21 protein-coding genes are annotated in these 18,765 nt (G+C 65.0%); 12 read left to right on the top strand and 9 right to left on the bottom strand.

Annotation, left to right across the window (positions count from 1 at the left end; genetic code table 11):
- Positions 1 to 20 precede the first annotated feature (20 nt).
- Positions 21 to 1,097, bottom strand: a complete 1,077-nt coding sequence (locus H3Z74_RS19860) for a Gfo/Idh/MocA family protein (RefSeq protein ID WP_187764431.1) — start codon at positions 1,095 to 1,097, stop codon at positions 21 to 23.
- A 36-nt stretch (positions 1,098 to 1,133) separates the two neighbouring features.
- Between H3Z74_RS19860 and H3Z74_RS19865 the strand changes: the two genes are divergently transcribed.
- The 6 genes from H3Z74_RS19865 to H3Z74_RS19890 are packed head-to-tail and all read left to right on the top strand — an operon-like array spanning position 1,134 to position 5,834.
- Positions 1,134 to 2,042 carry an aldo/keto reductase gene (locus H3Z74_RS19865; protein WP_187761257.1) on the top strand — a complete coding sequence of 303 codons (909 nt, stop codon included), beginning with the start codon at positions 1,134 to 1,136 and terminating at the stop codon, positions 2,040 to 2,042.
- On the top strand, positions 2,039 to 3,115 hold the full coding sequence (locus H3Z74_RS19870; RefSeq protein WP_187761258.1) for an LLM class flavin-dependent oxidoreductase: 1,077 nt from the start codon (positions 2,039 to 2,041) through the stop codon (positions 3,113 to 3,115). The genes H3Z74_RS19865 and H3Z74_RS19870 overlap by 4 nt, the downstream gene beginning before the upstream one ends.
- A gap of 11 nt (positions 3,116 to 3,126) precedes the next feature.
- Positions 3,127 to 3,750, top strand: a complete 624-nt coding sequence (locus tag H3Z74_RS19875) for an NADPH-dependent FMN reductase (protein ID WP_187761259.1) — start codon at positions 3,127 to 3,129, stop codon at positions 3,748 to 3,750.
- Positions 3,743 to 4,969 carry a molybdopterin-dependent oxidoreductase gene (locus tag H3Z74_RS19880; RefSeq protein WP_187761260.1) on the top strand — a complete coding sequence of 409 codons (1,227 nt, stop codon included), beginning with the start codon at positions 3,743 to 3,745 and terminating at the stop codon, positions 4,967 to 4,969. The genes H3Z74_RS19875 and H3Z74_RS19880 overlap by 8 nt, the downstream gene beginning before the upstream one ends.
- Complete coding sequence (locus tag H3Z74_RS19885; protein ID WP_187761261.1) at positions 4,969 to 5,385, top strand: cytochrome C nitrite reductase; 417 nt, start codon at positions 4,969 to 4,971, stop codon at positions 5,383 to 5,385. The genes H3Z74_RS19880 and H3Z74_RS19885 overlap by 1 nt, the downstream gene beginning before the upstream one ends.
- A complete protein-coding gene (locus H3Z74_RS19890) occupies positions 5,382 to 5,834 on the top strand; it encodes an SRPBCC family protein (protein ID WP_187761262.1) in 453 nt (150 codons plus the stop codon). Before H3Z74_RS19885 ends, H3Z74_RS19890 begins: the two co-directional genes overlap by 4 nt.
- Here H3Z74_RS19890 and H3Z74_RS19895 read toward each other — a convergent pair.
- Positions 5,824 to 6,321: a hypothetical protein gene (locus H3Z74_RS19895; RefSeq protein ID WP_187761263.1), complete on the bottom strand. Its 498-nt coding sequence runs from the start codon at positions 6,319 to 6,321 to the stop codon at positions 5,824 to 5,826. The genes H3Z74_RS19890 and H3Z74_RS19895 overlap by 11 nt on opposite strands.
- A gap of 29 nt (positions 6,322 to 6,350) precedes the next feature.
- On the bottom strand, positions 6,351 to 7,220 hold the full coding sequence (locus tag H3Z74_RS19900; protein ID WP_187761264.1) for a 3-hydroxybutyryl-CoA dehydrogenase: 870 nt from the start codon (positions 7,218 to 7,220) through the stop codon (positions 6,351 to 6,353).
- 71 nt (positions 7,221 to 7,291) lie between these two features.
- Here H3Z74_RS19900 and H3Z74_RS19905 point away from each other — a divergent pair, with 71 nt between their 5' ends.
- Both H3Z74_RS19905 and H3Z74_RS19910 read left to right on the top strand, forming a co-directional pair.
- A complete protein-coding gene (locus tag H3Z74_RS19905) occupies positions 7,292 to 8,311 on the top strand; it encodes a DUF1176 domain-containing protein (protein ID WP_187761265.1) in 1,020 nt (339 codons plus the stop codon).
- 136 nt (positions 8,312 to 8,447) lie between these two features.
- Positions 8,448 to 9,452 (top strand): DUF1176 domain-containing protein, encoded by a 1,005-nt coding sequence (locus H3Z74_RS19910; RefSeq protein ID WP_187761266.1) that lies wholly within the window; start codon positions 8,448 to 8,450, stop codon positions 9,450 to 9,452.
- An 11-nt stretch (positions 9,453 to 9,463) separates the two neighbouring features.
- Here the strand turns inward: H3Z74_RS19910 and egtD are convergent, their stop codons facing one another.
- Genes egtD through H3Z74_RS19935 form a run of 5 tightly spaced genes read right to left on the bottom strand, consistent with a single transcriptional unit; the run spans position 9,464 to position 13,593 of the window.
- Positions 9,464 to 10,441, bottom strand: a complete 978-nt coding sequence (gene egtD, locus H3Z74_RS19915) for an L-histidine N(alpha)-methyltransferase (protein ID WP_187761267.1) — start codon at positions 10,439 to 10,441, stop codon at positions 9,464 to 9,466.
- A 1-nt stretch (position 10,442) separates the two neighbouring features.
- On the bottom strand, positions 10,443 to 11,702 hold the full coding sequence (egtB, locus tag H3Z74_RS19920; RefSeq protein ID WP_187761268.1) for an ergothioneine biosynthesis protein EgtB: 1,260 nt from the start codon (positions 11,700 to 11,702) through the stop codon (positions 10,443 to 10,445).
- Between the two features lie 53 nt (positions 11,703 to 11,755).
- The gene (locus H3Z74_RS19925) at positions 11,756 to 12,325 is read right to left on the bottom strand and encodes a cob(I)yrinic acid a,c-diamide adenosyltransferase (protein WP_187761269.1); all 570 of its coding nucleotides are present in this window, start codon (positions 12,323 to 12,325) and stop codon (positions 11,756 to 11,758) included.
- Between the two features lie 18 nt (positions 12,326 to 12,343).
- Positions 12,344 to 12,577, bottom strand: coding sequence for a twin transmembrane helix small protein (locus H3Z74_RS19930; RefSeq protein WP_187761270.1), 234 nt, complete (start codon positions 12,575 to 12,577; stop codon positions 12,344 to 12,346).
- Positions 12,578 to 12,621: 44 nt separating this feature from the next.
- Positions 12,622 to 13,593, bottom strand: a complete 972-nt coding sequence (locus H3Z74_RS19935; protein ID WP_187761271.1) for a surface-adhesin E family protein — start codon at positions 13,591 to 13,593, stop codon at positions 12,622 to 12,624.
- Between the two features lie 107 nt (positions 13,594 to 13,700).
- On the opposite strand from H3Z74_RS19935, the gene H3Z74_RS19940 reads away from it, so the two are divergent.
- On the top strand, positions 13,701 to 14,012 hold the full coding sequence (locus tag H3Z74_RS19940) for a putative quinol monooxygenase (RefSeq protein ID WP_187761272.1): 312 nt from the start codon (positions 13,701 to 13,703) through the stop codon (positions 14,010 to 14,012).
- On the opposite strand, the gene gluQRS is transcribed toward H3Z74_RS19940, so the two are convergent.
- Positions 14,009 to 14,881 carry a tRNA glutamyl-Q(34) synthetase GluQRS gene (gluQRS, locus tag H3Z74_RS19945; protein WP_187761273.1) on the bottom strand — a complete coding sequence of 291 codons (873 nt, stop codon included), beginning with the start codon at positions 14,879 to 14,881 and terminating at the stop codon, positions 14,009 to 14,011. The genes H3Z74_RS19940 and gluQRS overlap by 4 nt on opposite strands.
- A 106-nt stretch (positions 14,882 to 14,987) precedes the next feature.
- Between gluQRS and H3Z74_RS19950 the strand changes: the two genes are divergently transcribed.
- From H3Z74_RS19950 to ppc, 3 genes are all read left to right on the top strand, one after another.
- Complete coding sequence (locus tag H3Z74_RS19950) at positions 14,988 to 15,554, top strand: HNH endonuclease (protein ID WP_187761274.1); 567 nt, start codon at positions 14,988 to 14,990, stop codon at positions 15,552 to 15,554.
- Positions 15,555 to 15,662: 108 nt separating this feature from the next.
- Positions 15,663 to 16,025, top strand: coding sequence for an EF-hand domain-containing protein (locus H3Z74_RS19955; RefSeq protein ID WP_187761275.1), 363 nt, complete (start codon positions 15,663 to 15,665; stop codon positions 16,023 to 16,025).
- 63 nt (positions 16,026 to 16,088) lie between these two features.
- On the top strand, positions 16,089 to 18,764 hold the full coding sequence (gene ppc / locus H3Z74_RS19960) for a phosphoenolpyruvate carboxylase (RefSeq protein ID WP_187761276.1): 2,676 nt from the start codon (positions 16,089 to 16,091) through the stop codon (positions 18,762 to 18,764).
- The last annotated feature ends 1 nt before the right edge of the window (position 18,765 follow it).

Below are 18,765 nucleotides of genomic sequence, written 5' to 3' on the forward strand. Positions count from 1 at the left end.
GTCGTAAAGTTCGGCTTTGGTCAGACTCCCAATTCGGCCATTTCCACCACGCGGTGCTCGCGCGCGCTGATTTCCGCCGCCGCGCCGATCGCGACCGCCATCATCCCGTCATGCGCGGTGACTTCGACCGGGCCGGCGCCGCGCACCGCGGCGTTGAATTTCTGATGTTCGTAAAAGGTCGATCCGTGATGACTGCCGGCGTTCAACGCGGCCGCGTCGACATCGACCAGACGACGTTCGACCGCCTTGGGATTCATGAAACCGACGCGCGGCGAATAGACGATCGCGCCTTCGGGAATCAGCACCTCGAGCCGCGCCTGGTCGCCAACCGCCGCGATCTCCTCCTGATTTTCCGCGCCATCGGCGAACATCGACAAATCGAGCATCGCACGCACGCCATTGTCGAAATCGACCGTCGTGTAACTGTTGTCGATGATGTCGGGACGCTCCCCGGCATAATCCTCATCGAGATGGTTCACGTCCATCGCACCCGAGCAATAGACGCGCACCGCTTCTGCGCCGGTGATCAACCGCATCAGATCGAAGAAATGGCAGCATTTCTCGACCATCGTGCCGCCAGTGTTGCGGCTGAAACGGTTCCAGTCGCCAACCTTGGGCAGGAAGGGAAAGCGATGCTCGCGGATCGACAGCATCTGCAAGCGGCCGATGCGCCCGGCCTTCACCTCGGCGATGAACTCTGCGGCCGGCGGCATGAAGCGATATTCCATCGCCGTCCAGAACACCTTGTCGCTCTGTGCCGCGCGATCGACGATCCAGCGCGCATCCTCGATTCGAGTCGCGACGGGCTTTTCGCAGAGGATATGCAGGCCGGCATCGAACAGCGGGACCAGCACATCGCGGTGCGTATGATTGGGGCTGGCGACGATCACCGCGTCGCACAGGCCGCTCGCCGCAAGCCCCGCCGCGTCATCGAATACCGCGACGTCATCGGCGCGCTCCTTGAGCGCGGTCTTCGCCCAGCCGAGCGAGCTTCCAGTCGGATCGGCCAGCGCCGTCACGACCGCGCCGGGCGTGATCGCGAGGTTGTTGATGTGCTCGACGCCCATCATACCCGCGCCCACCAGACCATAACGCACTTGCTCTACCACGAGGATCGATCCTATATGACAACGATGTCTGAAATCATGCTTACACCCGATTCCCGCCCGCTCGGCAAGAGCGGATTGATGGTCAGCCCGATTGCCTGGGGGATGTGGCGCTTCGGCCACTCCACCGCACAGGAGGGGCGCGCGCTGATCGACGCGGCATTTTCGGCCGGGGTCACGCTGTTCGACACCGCCGATATCTATGGCTTCAACGGTGCCGGCGGATTCGGAGATGCCGAATCGCTGCTGGGACAGATCTTCGCTGACTCGCCCGGCTTGCGCGAGCGCATGGTGCTGGCGACCAAGGGCGGCATCACCCCGCCGGTGCCGTATAATTCGAGCGCCGCCTACCTCGCCGAGGCGCTCGACGCGTCGCTGAAGCGGCTGCGGGTCGAACAGGTCGATCTTTACCAGATCCACCGCCCCGATACTCTCGCGCACCCGCAGGAAGTGGCGCGCGCGCTGGAGGACATGGTCACTTCGGGCAAGGTCCGCGCGGTCGGCGTGTCCAATTATACCGTCGCGCAGACCACGGCACTGGCGAGCTTGCTGACCATCCCGCTGGCCAGCCATCAGCCGGAATTTTCACCGCTCGAACTGGAGCCGATCACCGGCGGCCTGCTCGATCTGGCGATGGAGCGCGACATGGCGATCCTCGCCTGGTCGCCGCTTGGCGGCGGCCGGATCGGCGATCCGCAGGACGAGCGCAGTCGCGCAGTCGCCGCCGCGCTCGATATCGTCGCGGCCGAGGCGGGGGTCGACCGTGCGGCCGCTGCCTATAGCTGGGTGATGACGCATCCGGCGCGCGCGATCCCGATCGTCGGCACGCAGAATGCCGATCGTATCGCGATGATCGGGGACGCTTTCAAGCCGCGCTGGACGCGCAAGGCCTGGTACGACGTGCTGATCGCGTCACGGGGAGAAAGACTGCCATGACGACCGATACGACGCGCAGGGGCGCGTGCGAGATCAGCTGGTTCTCGGCCCTGTGCGACGATGATTATGAATTTCTCGGCGTGCCCGATGCGAAGCTCAGATCGAGCTGGGAACATTGTCGTGACATCGTGGCGCAGGCCGAGACCGGCGGGTTCGACAATATCCTGCTGCCATCGGGCTATGCGCTCGGCATCGACACCACGGCCTTCGCCGCCGCGATCGCCACCGCGACCAGTCGGATCAATTTGCTGATGGCGGTGCGTATCGGCGAGACCTGGCCGCCGCAGCTGGCGCGCCAGATCGCCACGATCGACCGCATGTCGGGCGGCAGGTTGAAGGTGAATATCATCTCCTCCGACATGCCCGGCGAGACAATGCCCTCGGCACCGCGCTATGCCCGCACGGTCGAGGCGATGCAGATCCTGAAGACCCTGCTCAATGGCGACCCGCTCGACCATGACGGCGAATTCTGGAAACTGAAGCTCGCGCCGCCGAGCATCGGCACCGTATCGGGCAAGGCGCCCCTGCTCTATTTCGGCGGCCTGTCCGAGGATGCGCGCGAAGCAGCGGCGAAGGGCTGCGATGTATTCCTGATGTGGCCCGACAAGCAGGAAAATGTCGCCGCGATCATCGCCGACATGAAGGCGCGCGCGGCGAAACATGGCCGCACCCTGCGCTTCGGCTACCGCGCGCATGTCATCGTGCGCGAAACCGAGGCCGAGGCGCGCATTGCCGCCGAGCGGCTGTTGTCGAAACTCGATGCGGCGGAAGGGGCGGCGATCCGCGCCAAGTCGCTCGATTCGACTTCGACCGGTGTCGCCGCTCAGGCCGCTTTGCGCGAGAATGCCGCGGATGACGGCTATGCCGAGCCCAATTTGTGGACCGGCGTCGGCCGCGCCCGCTCCGGCTGCGGCGCCGCGATCGTCGGCGATCCCGACCAGGTGCTGGCCAAGCTCAACGCCTATCGCGACATGGGCATTGAGGCATTCATCCTGTCGGGCTATCCCCATGCTGCCGAGGCGGACCTGTTCGCCCGGCATGTCCTGCCGCGGATCGATCACGCCCCTCTGTAGAAGGTTTACCCATGGCCGATGCCGCCGCCATTGACGTTCGGGCCGATGCTCCTCTCGTCGTCGGAATCGGCGGGACGATCGGCGGTGTCTCCTCGACCGAACGCGCGCTGCGCATCGCGCTCGATGCGGCCGGACGCGAGGGAGGATTCCGCACCCGCATGTTCGGCGGCGCCGACATGGCGCGGCTGCCGCTTTACGACCCGCGCGCCACGACCCGGACCCCGGACGAGATCGAGTTCGTCGAGACGATCCGCCAGGCATCGGCATTGATCATCGCCAGCCCGGGCTATCACGGCAGCATTTCGGGCGTGGTCAAGAACGCGCTCGACTTGCTCGAGGAGACCGCGCGCGACGTGGACCGACCCTATCTCGCCGACATGCCGGTCGGGCTGATCGCCACCGCCTATGGCTGGCAAGCGACCGGCAGCACGATCGCGGCGCTGCGCTCGATCGTCCATGCGCTGCGCGGCTGGCCGACACCCTTTGCCGCCGCGATCAACAGCCAGCTGACCAAGTTCGACGAGGAAGGCGGCGCGAGCGAGCCCGCCGTGGTCGAGCAATTGTGCATGGTCGGCCGGCAGGTCGCTCGCTTCGCACCCCTGGCGAAGCAGATGTCGCTGCGGACCAATGGCTGACCCCCTTGAAAGAATTTGGGATCGCCGCCGCGCGCTCGGATTGATCGGGCTCGGCGGCGCCGGCCTGGCGACCGCGCCGGTCTGGGCGCAAGCGCTCGCCGATCTCGGCATGCCCGGCGGCAATGGCGGCCGCCTGCTGACCACTGCCTTTCCCGGCAAGGGGAACATGATCCTGCAGCGCAGCCGCGCGCCCTTGCTCGAAACGCCGATGGATGCGTTCGACGGCAATGTCTTCACACCCAATGACCGGTTCTTCGTGCGCTGGCATTATGACGATATTCCGACCTCGGTCGATGTCACGCGCTTTCGCCTGAAGATTGGCGGGGCAGTGCGCCAACCCATCGCCCTGTCGCTCACCGACCTGCTCAGCATGCCCCGGGTCGAGCTTGCCGCGATCAACCAATGTTCGGGCAATTCACGTGGCCATTTCATGCCCCGCGTGCCCGGTGCGCAGTGGAGCAATGGCGCGATCGGCAATGCCAGATGGACCGGTGTGCGATTGAAGGACGTGCTTGACCGCGCGGGTGTCGCACCGGGTGCGGTTGCAGTGCGGCTTGGCGGGCTCGACAGGCCGCCGCCCGGCGCGCCGGCCTTCGAGAAGTCGCTGGGGCTCGACCATGCACGCGATGGCGAGGTGATGATCGCCTTTCTGATGAACGGCGAACAATTGCCGATGCTCAATGGCTTCCCGCTGCGCCTCGTCGTACCCGGCTGGTATTCGACCTATTGGATCAAGGCGCTCGACCGGATCGAGGTGCTGGCCACGCCCGACACCGGGTATTGGATGGACAAGGCCTACCGCATTCCGACTGCACCGCGCGCCAATGTCGCGCCCGGCGCGAAGGATTTTCCGACCGTGCCGATCAACCGCATGGTCCCGCGCGCCTTCGTCACCAACATGGCGGATGGGGCGAGCGTGATGGCGCATTCGCCCTTCTTCGTACGCGGCCTGGCGATGGGCGGCGCCTCCGGTGTCGCACGAGTCGATCTGTCGATGGACGGCGGGGCGAGCTGGCATGCGGCGCCACTCGGCACCGACGAAGGCAAGTACAGTTTCCGGCTGTGGAACGCGACGATCCCGGCGCTGAAGCCCGGCGGCTATCGGCTGGCGGTGCGCTGCACCAACAGCAAGGGCGAGACGCAGGTCGCCGATCCGATCTGGAACCCGAGCGGCTTCATGCGCAGCGCGATCGAATCGATTGCGGTCAGGGTCGCCTGATGCGATCGGTCGGCTTCAAGGTCGCAATGGCTTCACTGTTCGCCTTCGCAGTGCTCGCCGTGGCATGGAATTTCCTGATCGCCCGGGTCGATCCGACTGCTGCGCCGGCAGCGGTGGCCAAAGGGCCGTCGGTCTCGGCCGGCGGCGTCGCGCTCACCTCGGCGGCGATCGCCCTCCCCGATGCGACGGCAACCCTGCCTGACGGTCCGGCGGGCGAACTGGTCACGCAGCATTGCACCGCGTGCCATTCGGTCGAGATGATCACCACCCAGCCGCATCTGGCGCCGGAGAAATGGCAAGCGACGGTCGAGAAGATGCGCGCGGTCTACAAGGCGCCGATCGCGCCCGGCGACGATCCGGCACTGGTCGCGGCCCTGGTCTCCTTCCAGCAGCCCGCCAGAGTCGCCGACAAATGACGATTCGCTGGCCGGACGGTTTCGCACCGGCCGACAGCCCGGTCCATATCGTCAACCGCATCGAGACCCCGACTGACCCGCAGATCGTCTGGCGGCGCCTGATCCGCGCCGCCGACTGGCCGCTCATCTATGCCAATGCCAGCAAGGTGAAGATCGAGGGCGGCGGCGCCGACCTGTTCGCGGGCGCGCATTTTACCTGGAACACGTTCGGCGTCGCGCTCAAGACGCGGGTGACCGAGTTCGAACCCGAGACACGCATCGCCTGGATCGCCGAATCGACCGGCGTCCGCGCCTATCATGCCTGGCTGATCACCCCGTCCGACGGCGGCGGCTGCACCGTCCTGACCGAGGAAACCCAGCACGGCCTCATCGCCCGCGCCGGCCGCCTGCTCTTCCCCCGCCGAATGGAACATTGGCACCAGAAATGGCTCGAAGCGCTCAGCGCTTGAGCGGCGGTTTTACGGTCGTGGTGAGTCTATCGGTCTTCGCCTGCCAGGCGAGATGGCGGCTCGATTGCTCGACCAGGTCGATCCAGTTGCGCAGCGTGGCCCTGGATGCGCCAGTCATGACGCCTCCGGCCGAATAGGTCAGCAACCCCATGTCGTTGACCCAGACCTTGATCAGATCATGATCGACATTCATCCGGGCCACCCAGTCGGCCGGCGGCTTCTCCACATCGTCGAACGCCCCGACCAGCACGACATACGAACACCTCGATCCCGCGGTGCATCCGCCGAGGATGATGCTGAGCGTGTCGCCACGATCGAGCTGAATCCTGGTCGTCGCGGTTTCGCCGTTGATCTCGAACTTGCCGGGCGCATAGCCCATGTCACGCAATTGCTGTTCGAATATCCCGGAGTCGCTTGCATCGATCGGTGCCTCGGACGGTGCGGGCGCGCCAAGCAAGGCGAGCGCGAGAATCATGGGATGAGCCACCGGCTATTCCTTTCCGACCGGGTGAAGTCTCAGCGCGTCGGCACGGGCTCGTCGCCGGAATAGTCGTAGAAACCGCGCCCGGTCTTGCGGCCATACCAGCCGGCTTCGACATATTTGACCAGCACCGGGGCGGGGCGGAACTTGGGATCGCCGGTGCCTTCGAACAGCACGCGGGTGATTTCCAGGCAGGTGTCGAGGCCAATGAAATCGGCCAAAGTCAGCGGGCCCATCGGATGGTTGAGGCCAAGCTGGCAGGCGAGGTCGATATCGCGGATCGTCGCGACGCCCTCGCCGAGCGCGAAGCACGCTTCGTTGAGCATCGGCATCAGTACGCGGTTGACGATGAAGCCCGGCGCGTCATTGGCGCGCACCACCTGCTTGCCCAGCGCCTTGGCATAGGTCTCGATCAGCTTGACCGTGTCATCCGACGTGGCGAGCCCGCGAATGATTTCGATCAGGCCCATCACCGGCACCGGGTTGAAAAAATGCACGCCGATGAAGCGCTTCGGGTCAGGCGAGGATTGCGCGAGGCGGGTGATCGGGATCGACGAGGTGTTCGACGCGAGCACCGCCTGATGCCCCAGTACCTTGCCGACTTCGGCGAAGATCGTGCGCTTGATCTCTTCGCGCTCGGTCGCGGCTTCGATCACCAAGCCGCAGGATGACATGCCCTGTACGCCCTCTACGGCCTCGATCCGCGCCAGCGCCTGGTCACGCGCGGCGCCGTCGATCTTCTCCTTCGACACCAGCCGCTCAAGTGCCTTGGCTATGCCGAGCTTGCCCGCCTCGGCGCGGTCCTTCGACACATCGGTCAACAGCACATGATAGCCCGCCTGTGCCGATACCTGCGCAATGCCTGCGCCCATCTGCCCCGCCCCGATCACGCCTACCGCTTGCATCGCTTCGCTCCGTCCTGCCTCATGTCGCATCGCTCCTATCGACTTGGGCGGCGTTGAGCTAGGATGCGGGCATGATCCTTTCGCTGCTTTTGTTTGCCGCGGGGGCCGACCCCGCCGCACCCAGGCCCGGTCCGATCAAGACCTTTGGCGACTGGGCGGTCGCGTGCGACAATGTTCATGCCTGCGAGATGACCTCGCTCATCCCGACTCAGGAAATGGTCGATGGCACCGATAGCGGCGGCTATTTCTCGATCGCGCGCGCGGCGGGCCCGGACAGCGGGTTCGTGGTCGAGATTTCGAGCAACGGCCATCACGACGAAGAGACGGCGATCCGCATCGACGGCAAGGCCATCGCCAGTGGGACGATCACCAAGGATTCATTGAGCCTGACCGGCGCCAGGGCGACGGCGATCGTCGCGGCGCTGGCCAATGGCAAAAGGCTCAGCCTGACCAATGCCGCCGGCACCGAGTTCGCGCATGCGTCGCTCGCCGGATCCTCCGCTGCCTTGCGCTTCATCGACGCCGATCAGGGCCGCGCCGGCGGCGTCACCGCGGCGGTGGCCAAGGGCGGCAAGCCGGCCAACGCGGTCCCGGCCGCCCTGCCCTTGCCGCGGGTCCGCTCGCTCCCGGCCTCGGGAAAAGCGGCGGCAATCACGCCGACCTTGCTCAAGCAGATGGTCGATCTGTCGGGCTGCGACACGGAGGACAGCCAGGTCAGCGACCCGATCAAGGGCGATGCACTGGCGGAGGGCAAGACGCTGGTGCTGATGCCATGCGGCAGCGGCGCGTATAATTTCTCGACCGTCGCGGTGATCGTCTCGGGCGGCAAGCCGGGGCTTGCCCGATTCGACTTCCAACCCGGCGGGGTCGAGGCGATGGGCACATCGACCCTGATCAACGCCGCATGGGACGCAAAGACCGCCCGGCTGCAAAGCTATGCCAAGCAGCGCGGCATCGGCGATTGCGGGGCGAGCGAGGATTATGCCTGGGACGGCAGCATGTTCCGCCTCGTCGAGGCGCGGCGGATGGATGAATGCCAGGGGTCGAGCAACTGGCTCGCGGTGTGGCGGGCGACGCCGGTCAGGCCCTGAAGATCCTCTGAGTACCGCCTGCAGTACCCCACCGCACGGAACACCCGTCATGTCGCCTTTTTGCCGGGCCGGTCGTTTTGGCATTGTTCAATTTCTCCGGCCTATCCCATAGCCGCCATATGATGGGAGAGGTTCAATGCTGAGTTTCGCCGTGCTCGCGCTGGCCACTGCCCCGCTCCCGGCCCCGCCCCGCCCGGGCGAACTCAAGAGTTTCAGGGATTGGGCGGCCGCCTGCGACAATGGCAATAGCTGCACCATCGCGTCGCTCACACCGGTCGGCGGCACGACGCCCGATGCGACGCTGAACCTGATCCGCGATGCCGGACCGGAGGGCGGGCTGCGCATCGTCCTCACCGCGATCAATGATGGCGCGGCGCCGGCGGGCCTGTTGATCGACGGCAATCCGGTCGGTGGCGCGTTCCGGCCGGCGACTCGCGGCGCGACGCTTGATGGGACGGGGGCAACGGCGGTCGCGGCGCTGCTCGGCAACAGCAAGACGCTGGTGGTGATCGACGCGGGCGGCAAGCGCATCGCGACGCTGTCGCCAAACGGCCTTGCCGCCGCGCTACGCCATATCGACACTGTGCAGGGCCGCGACGGCGGCGTCACCGCGCTCTTTGCCAGGGGTGCGAAGCCGGCAAGCGCAGTGCCCGCCGCGCCGATCCTGCCAATGATCATCGCCATGCGCACCACCGGTCAGGCGGCGCGCCCGACCGCACCGCAGATCACCGCGCTCGCCCGCTCGGCCAGATGCAATGTCGATCCGACCATACCGGGCAAGGCCGATGCCTTCGCGCTCGGCGCGGGAACGGCGCTGGTGCTGGTTCAGTGCGTCGCAGCTGTCTATAATGTCTCCTCGGCGGTATTCGTCATCGACAATGGCAAGCCCCGCCCCGCGCGCTTCGACGCACCGTCGGGTTCCGGCGAGGCGTCGATCGTGCCGCTGGTGATCAATGCCAAGTACAAGGCAGGGACGCTGACCAGCTATGCCAAGGCGCGCGGCCTGGCCGATTGCGGAAAAGCGCAAACTTTTGTGTGGGACGGCACGAAATTTCGCCTGAGCGCGCAATCCGAAATGGAAGAATGCCGCGGCAACCCGAATTTCATTACCACCTGGCGGGCGCGAGTGACGCGTCCCTGAGTCCGATTGGTTTACGGCGCGAGCCGCATCGGCTGTGCCTCGGCCAGGATCACCGCGAACAGCCCGGCAGGATCGGTCCATTCGGCGATCGGCGTCCAGCCGCCGCTGCGCAGCAGGATGCGTGCATCGCGCGGGCCGTATTTATGGCTGTTCTCGGTGTGGATCGTCTCGCCCGCGCGAATCGCGAAAGGCCGCCCTTCGACCGTGAAGTCGAGATCATCCTGTGCCTCGAGGTGCATTTCGATCCGCGCGCGATCGTCGTTCCACAGCGCACGATGCCGGAAACGGTCGATCGGGATCGTCGCGCCAAGCTCGCGATTGATACGCTCGAGCAGGTTCAGATTGAATCCCGCCGTCACGCCGGCCGCGTCGTCATAGGCCGCGACCAGCGTGTCCTCATCCTTCACCCGGTCCATGCCGATCAACAGCATCGCCCCCTCGCCAAGCGACTGCTTCATCGCGCGCAACAGATCGACCGAGGCATGCGGGATCATGTTGCCGATGGTCGAACCGGGAAAGAAACCAAGCTTGGGCAAGCCGGCAACCTGCGCCGGAAGTGCAATCGGATGCAGGAAATCCGCTTCGACCGGCAGCACCGGCAGGCCGGGAAAGGCGGAAGCGAGTCCGGCGGAGGATTCGCGCAGGAAATCGCCCGAGATATCGATCGGCACATAGGCGGCAGGCGCCACTGCGCTGAGCAGGATCGGCGTCTTGGTTGACGAGCCCGAGCCGAATTCCACCACCGCGCGGCCTTCCCCGGCCAGTGCGGCAACCTGCGGCGTTACCTCGCGCAGGATCGCGGTTTCGGTCCGGGTCGGATAATATTCCGGCAGGTCGGTGATTGCCTCGAACAATTCCGACCCGCGCCGGTCATAGAACCAGCGCGCCGGGATCGCACGCGGCCGCGTTGCCAAGCCGCGCAGCACATCGGCGCGGAACGCCGGATCCGCCAGGGTGACGTCGCCGTCCTCGATCTCACGCTTGAGCATGTCAGATATCCTTGGCCAGGCGGACGCCGGTGAATTGCCAACGCTGGTGCGGGTAGAAGAAGTTGCGATAGCTCGCACGCGCATGACCGCGCGGCGTGGCGCAGGATCCGCCGCGCAGCACGCACTGCCCGGACATGAACTTGCCATTATACTCGCCGACCGCACCCTTGGCGGGCACAAAGCCGGGATAGGGGCGATAGGCGCTGCCGGTCCATTGCCAGACATCACCGAAGAATGCCGCACCGCCAGAAGATGGACGCGGCTCGACCGGGCCAGGCCCGTCAAGCTGATTGCCGCCGGCCGGATCATGCGTGCTCGCCGCCGCTTCCCATTCGGTCTCGGTCGGCAGACGGGCGCCGGCCCAGCTCGCATAAGCGTCTGCCTCGTAGAAGCTGATATGCGTGACCGGTGCCGCCGGATCGATCGCCCGCCTTCCGTCGAGTCCGAAGCGCGTCCAGCCGCCCTCGCCCTGTTCCCAATAGAGCGGCGCGACGATCGCTTCCGCCTTTACCCAAGCCCAACCGTCGGACAGCCAGTGACGCGGATCGGCATAACCGCCATCGGCGATGAACGCAGCCCATTCGCCATTGGTGACGGTACGATCCGCGATCGCATGCGGGGACAGCAGAGCCTGGTGACGCGGCGCCTCGCAGTCGAACGCAAAGTCTTCGCCATCATGACCAATCTCGACGATGCCGGCCTGGCCCTCGATCCAGCCAATCGGGCCGGGCATCGCTACCGGCACCTTGCGCATCGCCGGCCAGATTGCCGGTTCGAGCGGGTTTTCCGACATCAGGTGCAACATGTCGGTGACGAGCAGTTCCTGATGCTGTTCCTCATGATGGCAGCCCAGGATCACAAGTTCGATCGCAACCGCCGGCAGATCGGCCAGCACCGCCAGCAGTGCGGCATCGACATAATGGCGATAGGCCAATACCTCATCGAGCGTCGGCCGCGTCACCATACCACGCCGCGCGCGCGCATGACGGCGCCCTTCGGCTTCGTAATAGCTGTTGAACAGAAACGGGAAGCGCTCGTCGTGCAGCGCGTAGCCGGCAACGAAATCGCGCAGGATGAAGGTTTCGAGGAACCAGGTCGTGTGCGCGAGATGCCATTTGGCGGGCGACGCATCCGCCATCGACTGAACCGTTGCATCGGCATCGGAGAGCGGTGCGACCAGCGCCTCGGTCAGCGCACGGACTCGCGCAAACCGTTCGGCCAGCGCCGACAGCGAAGGAGCAAGAAGAGTTTTCGTTCGCATTCTGTTCTCCATATCCAGAATGCATTTGCGAATCAATTGATCTGGAGCAGGGTTTACCGAGAAGCGCCGGGAACCCACAGAACGTCGCCACCGGCATTTTGGTTCACAAAGCGCGCGGCAACGAACAGATAATCCGACAAACGGTTGAGATATGAGAGCGTTAAGGGGTTGAGCGGCACCGCTTGCGCGGCGGCAACCGCCGTCCGCTCGGCCCGGCGCACGGTGGCGCGCGCGACATGGATCGCAGCGGCCGCCGCAGTTCCGCCCGGCAAGATGAAGCTGGTCAGCGACGGCATGCCGCTGTTCATTGCGTCGATTTCATTCTCGAGTCGGGCAACCTGGGTCGCGACGATGCGCAGAGTCATGTCGGACGGCGCGAAATCCTCGCCCGGCGTGGCGAGATCGGCGCCGAGATCGAACAGGTCGTTCTGAATCCGGGTCAGCGCGGCGGCAGTATCGCCAGTCCCAAGTGCGGCGATCGCTACCCCGATCGCACTGTTCGCCTCATCGACATCGCCGATCGCGGACATGCGCGGATCGGTCTTGGCGACGCGCGACCCGTCGACCAGACCGGTCGTCCCGTTGTCGCCAGTGCGCGTATAGATTTTGTTGAGCTTGACCACCGGCGCGGGTCCGGCAGCTCAGCCGCGCCCCGCGAGCATCAGGATCAGCACGACGATGACAATCGCCACCGCCTGGAAGAAGATGCGGTACTGCATCATCTTGTTCGACTTCAGCGCTGCCGCGCTCGGCCCGCTCGTGCCGCCCTTCGCCTCTGCACTGGCGTTCATCATGAAGATGACCAGGCCGCGGATAAAGACGACCACCACCGCGATCATCGCGGCGATGAGGAGGATTGCGAGGAAAGTGCTCATGAATCCTATTTAGGCCTTTGACAGCGCAAAGCCAATGGCACGCATCACCGCGGCGTGTCTGCGGCTTCGGCTGTGACGGCTTCGGTCGTGACTTCTGTTTCGCTGCAATTGCCGACCGGGCAATCGGGTGTCGCCGGTGCCGCTTTTTCAATCGCCACGCTATAGCTGATCCGATCGGGCAACACTTGCTTGATGGTGATGACAAGGTCCCGAATATGGGCCGTTTTCTGCCTGAGATCGGCGGTTTCGACTTGCCCCGAACCGGGATGGACCAGATCGTCGATCGAATAGCCACGCACGTCGAACCGGATCTCGCCGTTCCTGATACCGCCAAAGGCGATATCGTAGATTCTGCCGACTTCGATCGATGGATAATCGGCCGGGTCGGGAATCACAGCGCCCTTGGAATAATCGCGCGGCGGCACCAGTGGCTGGCCGAGCTTCACGGTCTGGACTTGGCCGAAGGTCGACGGATCCGCTGCGGTGGAACGGATCACCGTCACAGCAGGATCAGCCGCCATCCGGTCGTGCAGCTCCCGTGGCGACTGGCTTTGGTCGGCCTGGCCCAGCAGTGCGTCGGTGAAGCTCGAATCATCGATGGCGAGCGGGAAAAAGCCGCTCGCCTCACGGTCTTTTGCGCCCATGCAGACAAAGCCCAGCTCGACATTTTCCAACGTGTCCGCCGGCACATCCTCCAGCTTTGCCCTGCGCGTCGAGGCGTCGATCACTGCCTCGTCACGGCCATAGCGCTGCAGGCCGGACCAACCGAGCTTCCGCGCGGCGCAATCGGCCTGCATGAAATTGAGCGTCATCGCCACCGGGTCGCCCGGTTGGCGGATCAGGGTCTTCGCCCAATAGGTGACATTCTTCCCATCCCGCTGGATCGAGCGGGCATCGACGAACACGACGCGATCGGTGCCATGCCCGACATACCACCATGGCGCGGCGGTCGCCGGCGCGGCGATCGCGGCGAAGATCGGCAACACGATCAGGCAGGCAGGTCGGCAACGGCGCATCGGCTTCGATCCCTTGGTTTTTTTCGCCCCGATGTCACATCTCCGGCTTCAAGATCGTCATGTACCCGAGAGTGCTGAATCCCGGTTCTTGAAAATGGAGATACGACATGAACAGATACGCACTCTTCCTTCAGCACCGCACCAAACCCGGCATGCGCGCGGAAGTTCAGAAGATCTGGCAGAAACATATGCAGCCGGCGATCGACGCGAACGCGGCCCATGAAATCTATGTCTATTCGTTCGGCGGCGATCCCGACCGGATCTGCGCCTTCCAGGTTTATAGCAATGCCGAGGAAGCGAGCGCCTTCCTGATGACCCGGGCTTATCTCGATTATGAACGGGAAGCAGCCCCCCTGCTCGAAGGGCCGCCGCAAGTGGAAGTGCTGCAGCCACAGTGGATCAAGGGCGACCGGAGCTAAGCCGGCGGCAGCGCAAAGCCGGGCGGTGCCTGCCCGCGGCGCAGCATGGCGGCGAGCACGGAGCCGTCCTGTCCGGCCGCATACAGACTCGCCAGGGACGGTGCGCCATGGCGCTTGGCGAGCCGGTTGCCCGCCGCATCGGTCAGCAGCGCATGATGGCGATAGACTGGCACCGGCAGGTCGAGCAGCGCCTGCAGCACGCGATGCACATGCGTCGCCTCGAACAGATCCACGCCGCGCACGATATGCGTCACGCCCTGCGCCGCATCGTCAACCGTCACCGCGAGGTGATAGCTTGCCGGCGCATCCTTGCGCCCAAGCACGACATCGCCATGCGCCAGCGGGTCGGCCGGCACGACCCCGGCCAGTTCGTCGCGCCACACCAGTCCTTCGACTCCTCCGATCGCCGCGACCGCCCTCACCATGTCGATCCGCCAGGCGTGCGGCTCGGTCGCCAGCCTTGCCTGTCGTATCGCCGGGTCGAGCAACCGGCACGTGCCGGGATAGACCGTACCGGCAGGGCCGTGCGGCGCGGTGCTGCTGGCCGCGATGTCGGCGCGGGTGCAGAAACAGGGATAGAGCAGGCCCCTTTCACGCAGCTGCGACAAAGCCAGCTCATAGGCAGCAAGCCGCGCCGACTGAAATATGACCGGGCCATCCCAGGTCAGGCCAAGCCTGGCGAGATCGTCGAAAATACCCTGCACATGCTCGGGCCGCGAGCGGGTGCCGTCGATATCCTCGATCCTGAGCAAAAAGGTGCCGCCCTCCCGCCGCGCACGGTCATGCGCCTGGATCGCGGAGAAAGCGTGACCCAGATGCAACGCTCCGGTCGGGCTCGGCGCGAAACGCGTGACCATCACCACTGGCATCAAACCGGCTCTTGACCACGAGTCGTGCCCCGTGCTGCATTGCAAAGTGTCATCATGGCGTCATCCTGATCGGCGATTGCGCCCTCAGGAAGCAAGGGGGTTGCGTATGTATCATCCCGATCTGATCCGGCACCCCGACAGTTGCCCGGCGCTGGTGCTGAACGCCGATTACACTCCACTCAGCTATTACCCGCTTTCGGTCTGGCCATGGCAGACGGCGATCAAGGCGGTGTTTCTCGACCGGGTCGATATCGTTGCGCAATATGAGCGCGAGGTGCGCAGCCCGACGGCGCGGCTCAAGCTGCCCTCGGTCATCGCGCTCAAATCCTATGTCCGGCCAAGCGCCTTTCCCGCCTTCACGCGGTTCAACGTGTTCCTGCGCGACAAATTCGCCTGTCAATATTGCGGCAGCGGCCATGACCTGACCTTCGACCATATCATTCCCCGCGCACAGGGCGGGCGGACGACCTGGGAGAATGTCGCGACCGCCTGCGCACCGTGCAATCTGAAGAAGGGCGGGCGCACGCCCAAACAGGCCAATATGCCACTGCATATCGCCGCGATCCGCCCGACCAGCTGGCAGATGCAGGAACATGGCCGGCGTTTCCCGCCCAATTATCTCCACGATACCTGGCATGACTGGCTCTATTGGGATGTCGAGCTGGAGGCATGAGCGACGAGGCGACCCTGACCGACCCGTTCGGCAACATGTTGCGCTTCGACGGTAGCCGGAACTGATTGACCGGCTCCGCCGTTTCGCGGGCCTCAGGAGCTTGTCCCTATGCGCCATATGATCGTCCTTTCCGCACTGGTGCCGATGCTGCTGGGCGCCTGTTCCAGGGATGACGACACGAACGCCGCAGGATTCAAACCACCGATCAATATATTGCGCACAGATCTGATCGCCGGATTCGACAGACGATTCGACCGGCTCGACCGCAACAGGAACGGCACGGTCGAACTGAGCGAGGTCACCCCGGAACGGCTTGCCCGGACGAGGCGGCTCGATACCGATAATGACGGGAAGATCACGCGCGACGAGTATAAGTCTGCCCAGCTTGCCCATTTCGATCGGACCGACGCCAATCACGACGGAACGCTGACCACGCCCGAGCGCGACGCAGCAAAATTGCTCAACCGCTGAAATCTGCGTTATTTTGGTGCCGAAACGGTTGACCTGAGCCTTGCCGCAGCGCAGCAATAACTCATGACCGAACTGCCCCCGATCACCAACAATCCCGATATCCGCTTCCTCGGCAAACTGCTTGGCGATGTGATCCGCGCCTATGGCGGCGAGAAGCTGTTCCTGCGCACCGAATATATCCGTGCCGCTTCGGTCGACCGGCATCGCGGGGTCGAGGGCGCCGGGGAAACCGATCTCGGGCTCGACCGGCTCAGCCTGGACGAGACGCTCGATTTCGTGCGTGGTTTCATGCTCTTCTCGATGCTCGCCAATCTCGCCGAGGATCGCCAGGGAGTCGCCGCCGAAGCGGGCGCCGATCTGGAATCCGCGCTCAAGCGGCTCGCCGATGAGGGAATCGATCATCAAGCGGTGATGGCACTGCTCGATCGCGCGCTGGTCGTCCCGGTGCTCACTGCGCATCCGACCGAGGTGCGGCGCAAGAGCATGATCGATCATCGCAACCGCATTGCCGAACTGATGGCGCTGAAGGATCGCGGCCTCGACGCGACGATCGAGGGCGATCAGGTCGATGAGGCGATCCTGCGCCAGATCGCGCTGCTGTGGCAGACCCGCGTGCTGCGCCGCGAGCGGCTTTACGTCACCGATGAGGTGGAGACCGCACTGAGCTATCTGCGCGATGTATTCCTGCCGACCCTGCCCGCGCTCTACCAGAAATGGGACCGGGCGCTGGGTGAGCGTACGCCCAGCTTCCTGCGCCCCGGCAGCTGGATCGGCGGGGACCGCGACGGTAATCCCTTCGTCACCGCCGACAGCCTGCGCGCCGCTTTGGCCAAGGCGAGCGAAGCGGTGCTTGGCCATTATCTCGAGGCGGTGAACGCGCTCGGTGCCGAATTATCGATCTCGACCGATATCGCCGATACCGATGCCGAGGTGCGCCGCCTGGCCGATGCGAGCGGCGACAGCGCGCAGAGTCGCGCCGACGAGCCGTATCGCCGTGCGCTGTCGGGCATTTACGCGCGCCTGACCGCAACGCATCAGGCATTGACCGGCAAACCCGCACCGCGTCCGTCGCCGCTCAAGGGTGAGGCCTATCCCGATCCAAAGGCGTTCCGCGCCGATCTCGTCGCGATCGCGCATGGCCTGGCGGCGGACGGCGGTGGCGCGCTCTCGTCGGGTGGTGCGCTCGGCCGTCTGATCCGCGCAGTCGAGACCTTCGGCTTCCACCTCGCCACGCTCGACCTGCGCCAGAACAGCGCGGTGCATGAGCGCGTGGTTGCCGAACTGCTCAAGGTTGCGGGGGTCGAGGCGGACTATCTCGCGCTCGACGAAGCGGCGCGGGTCTCGTTGCTGCGCGCCGAATTGTCCAATGCGCGGCCGCTGACCAGCAGCTTCGCTGATTATTCGGAGGAAACGACCGGCGAGCTTGCCATCGTCCGCGCCGCCGCCGAGGCGCATGCGAGATACGGCGCGGGCTGTATCACCAACTATATCGTCTCGATGGCGCAGTCGGTGTCCGACCTGCTCGAGATCAACCTGATGCTGAAGGAATTCGGCCTCTACCGCCCCGGCCCGTCACCGACCGCCGCTATCATGGCGGTGCCGCTGTTCGAGACGATCGGCGATCTGGAGGCGGCGCCCAGGATCATGACCGACTGGCTCGGCCTGCCCGAGATTGCCGCGATCGCGCGCGCGCGCGGACATCAGGAAGTGATGATCGGCTATTCGGATTCGAACAAGGATGGCGGCTATCTCACCTCAACCTGGAGCCTGAGCAAGGCGTCGACCGCATTGAAGCCGGTGTTCGAACAGGCGGGCGTGGCGATGCAGTTGTTCCATGGCCGCGGCGGCGCGGTCGGGCGTGGCGGCGGTTCGTCCTTCGCCGCGATCCGCGCGCAACCGCCGGGCACGGTGCAGGGCCGTATCCGCATCACCGAACAGGGCGAAGTGATCGCCGGCAAATACGGCACGCGCGAAAGCGCGGCGACCAATCTCGAGGCGATGGCGTCGGCGACCCTGCTCGCCAGCCTCGAACCGGACCAGCTTTCGTCCGCCGATACGGCGCGCTTCGGCGCAGCGATGGACACCATCTCCGGCACCGCGTTCAAGGCGTATCGCGACCTGGTCTATGGCACCGAGGGCTTCCGCACCTTCTTCCGCCAGATGACGCCGATCGTCGAGATCTCCGGCCTGAAGATCGGCAGCCGCCCGGCAAGCCGCAAACAGTCCGATGCGATCGAGGATCTGCGCGCGATTCCCTGGGTGTTCAGCTGGGCGCAGGCGCGCGTCATGCTGCCCGGTTGGTACGGTGTCGGCCATGCCATCGCCGCCTTTCCCGACAAGGCGCTGCTGGCCGACATGGCCGAGGGCTGGCCGTTCTTCGCCGCAAGCCTTGCCAATATGGAAATGGTGCTGGCCAAGTCCGATATGCGCATCGCCGAACGCTATGCCACACTGGTCGAGGATGAGGCGTTGCGCGATGGCGTGTTCGGCGCGATCCGATCGGGATGGGACAAGGCGCATGACGGGCTGCTGGAGATCACCGGCCAGTCGCGGCTGCTCGCCAAGCATCCCGCGCTGGACGAATCGATCCGACTGCGCCTGCCCTATATCGAACCGCTCAACCTGTTGCAGATCGAACTGATCAAGCGCCGCCGCGCGGGCGAGACCGACGAACGGATCGGCGAAGGCATCTTGCTGTCGATCAATGCGATCGCGACGGCGCTGAGGAACTCGGGCTGAC

This window comes from Sphingomonas alpina (assembly GCF_014490665.1).
Lineage (GTDB): Bacteria > Pseudomonadota > Alphaproteobacteria > Sphingomonadales > Sphingomonadaceae > Sphingomonas > Sphingomonas alpina.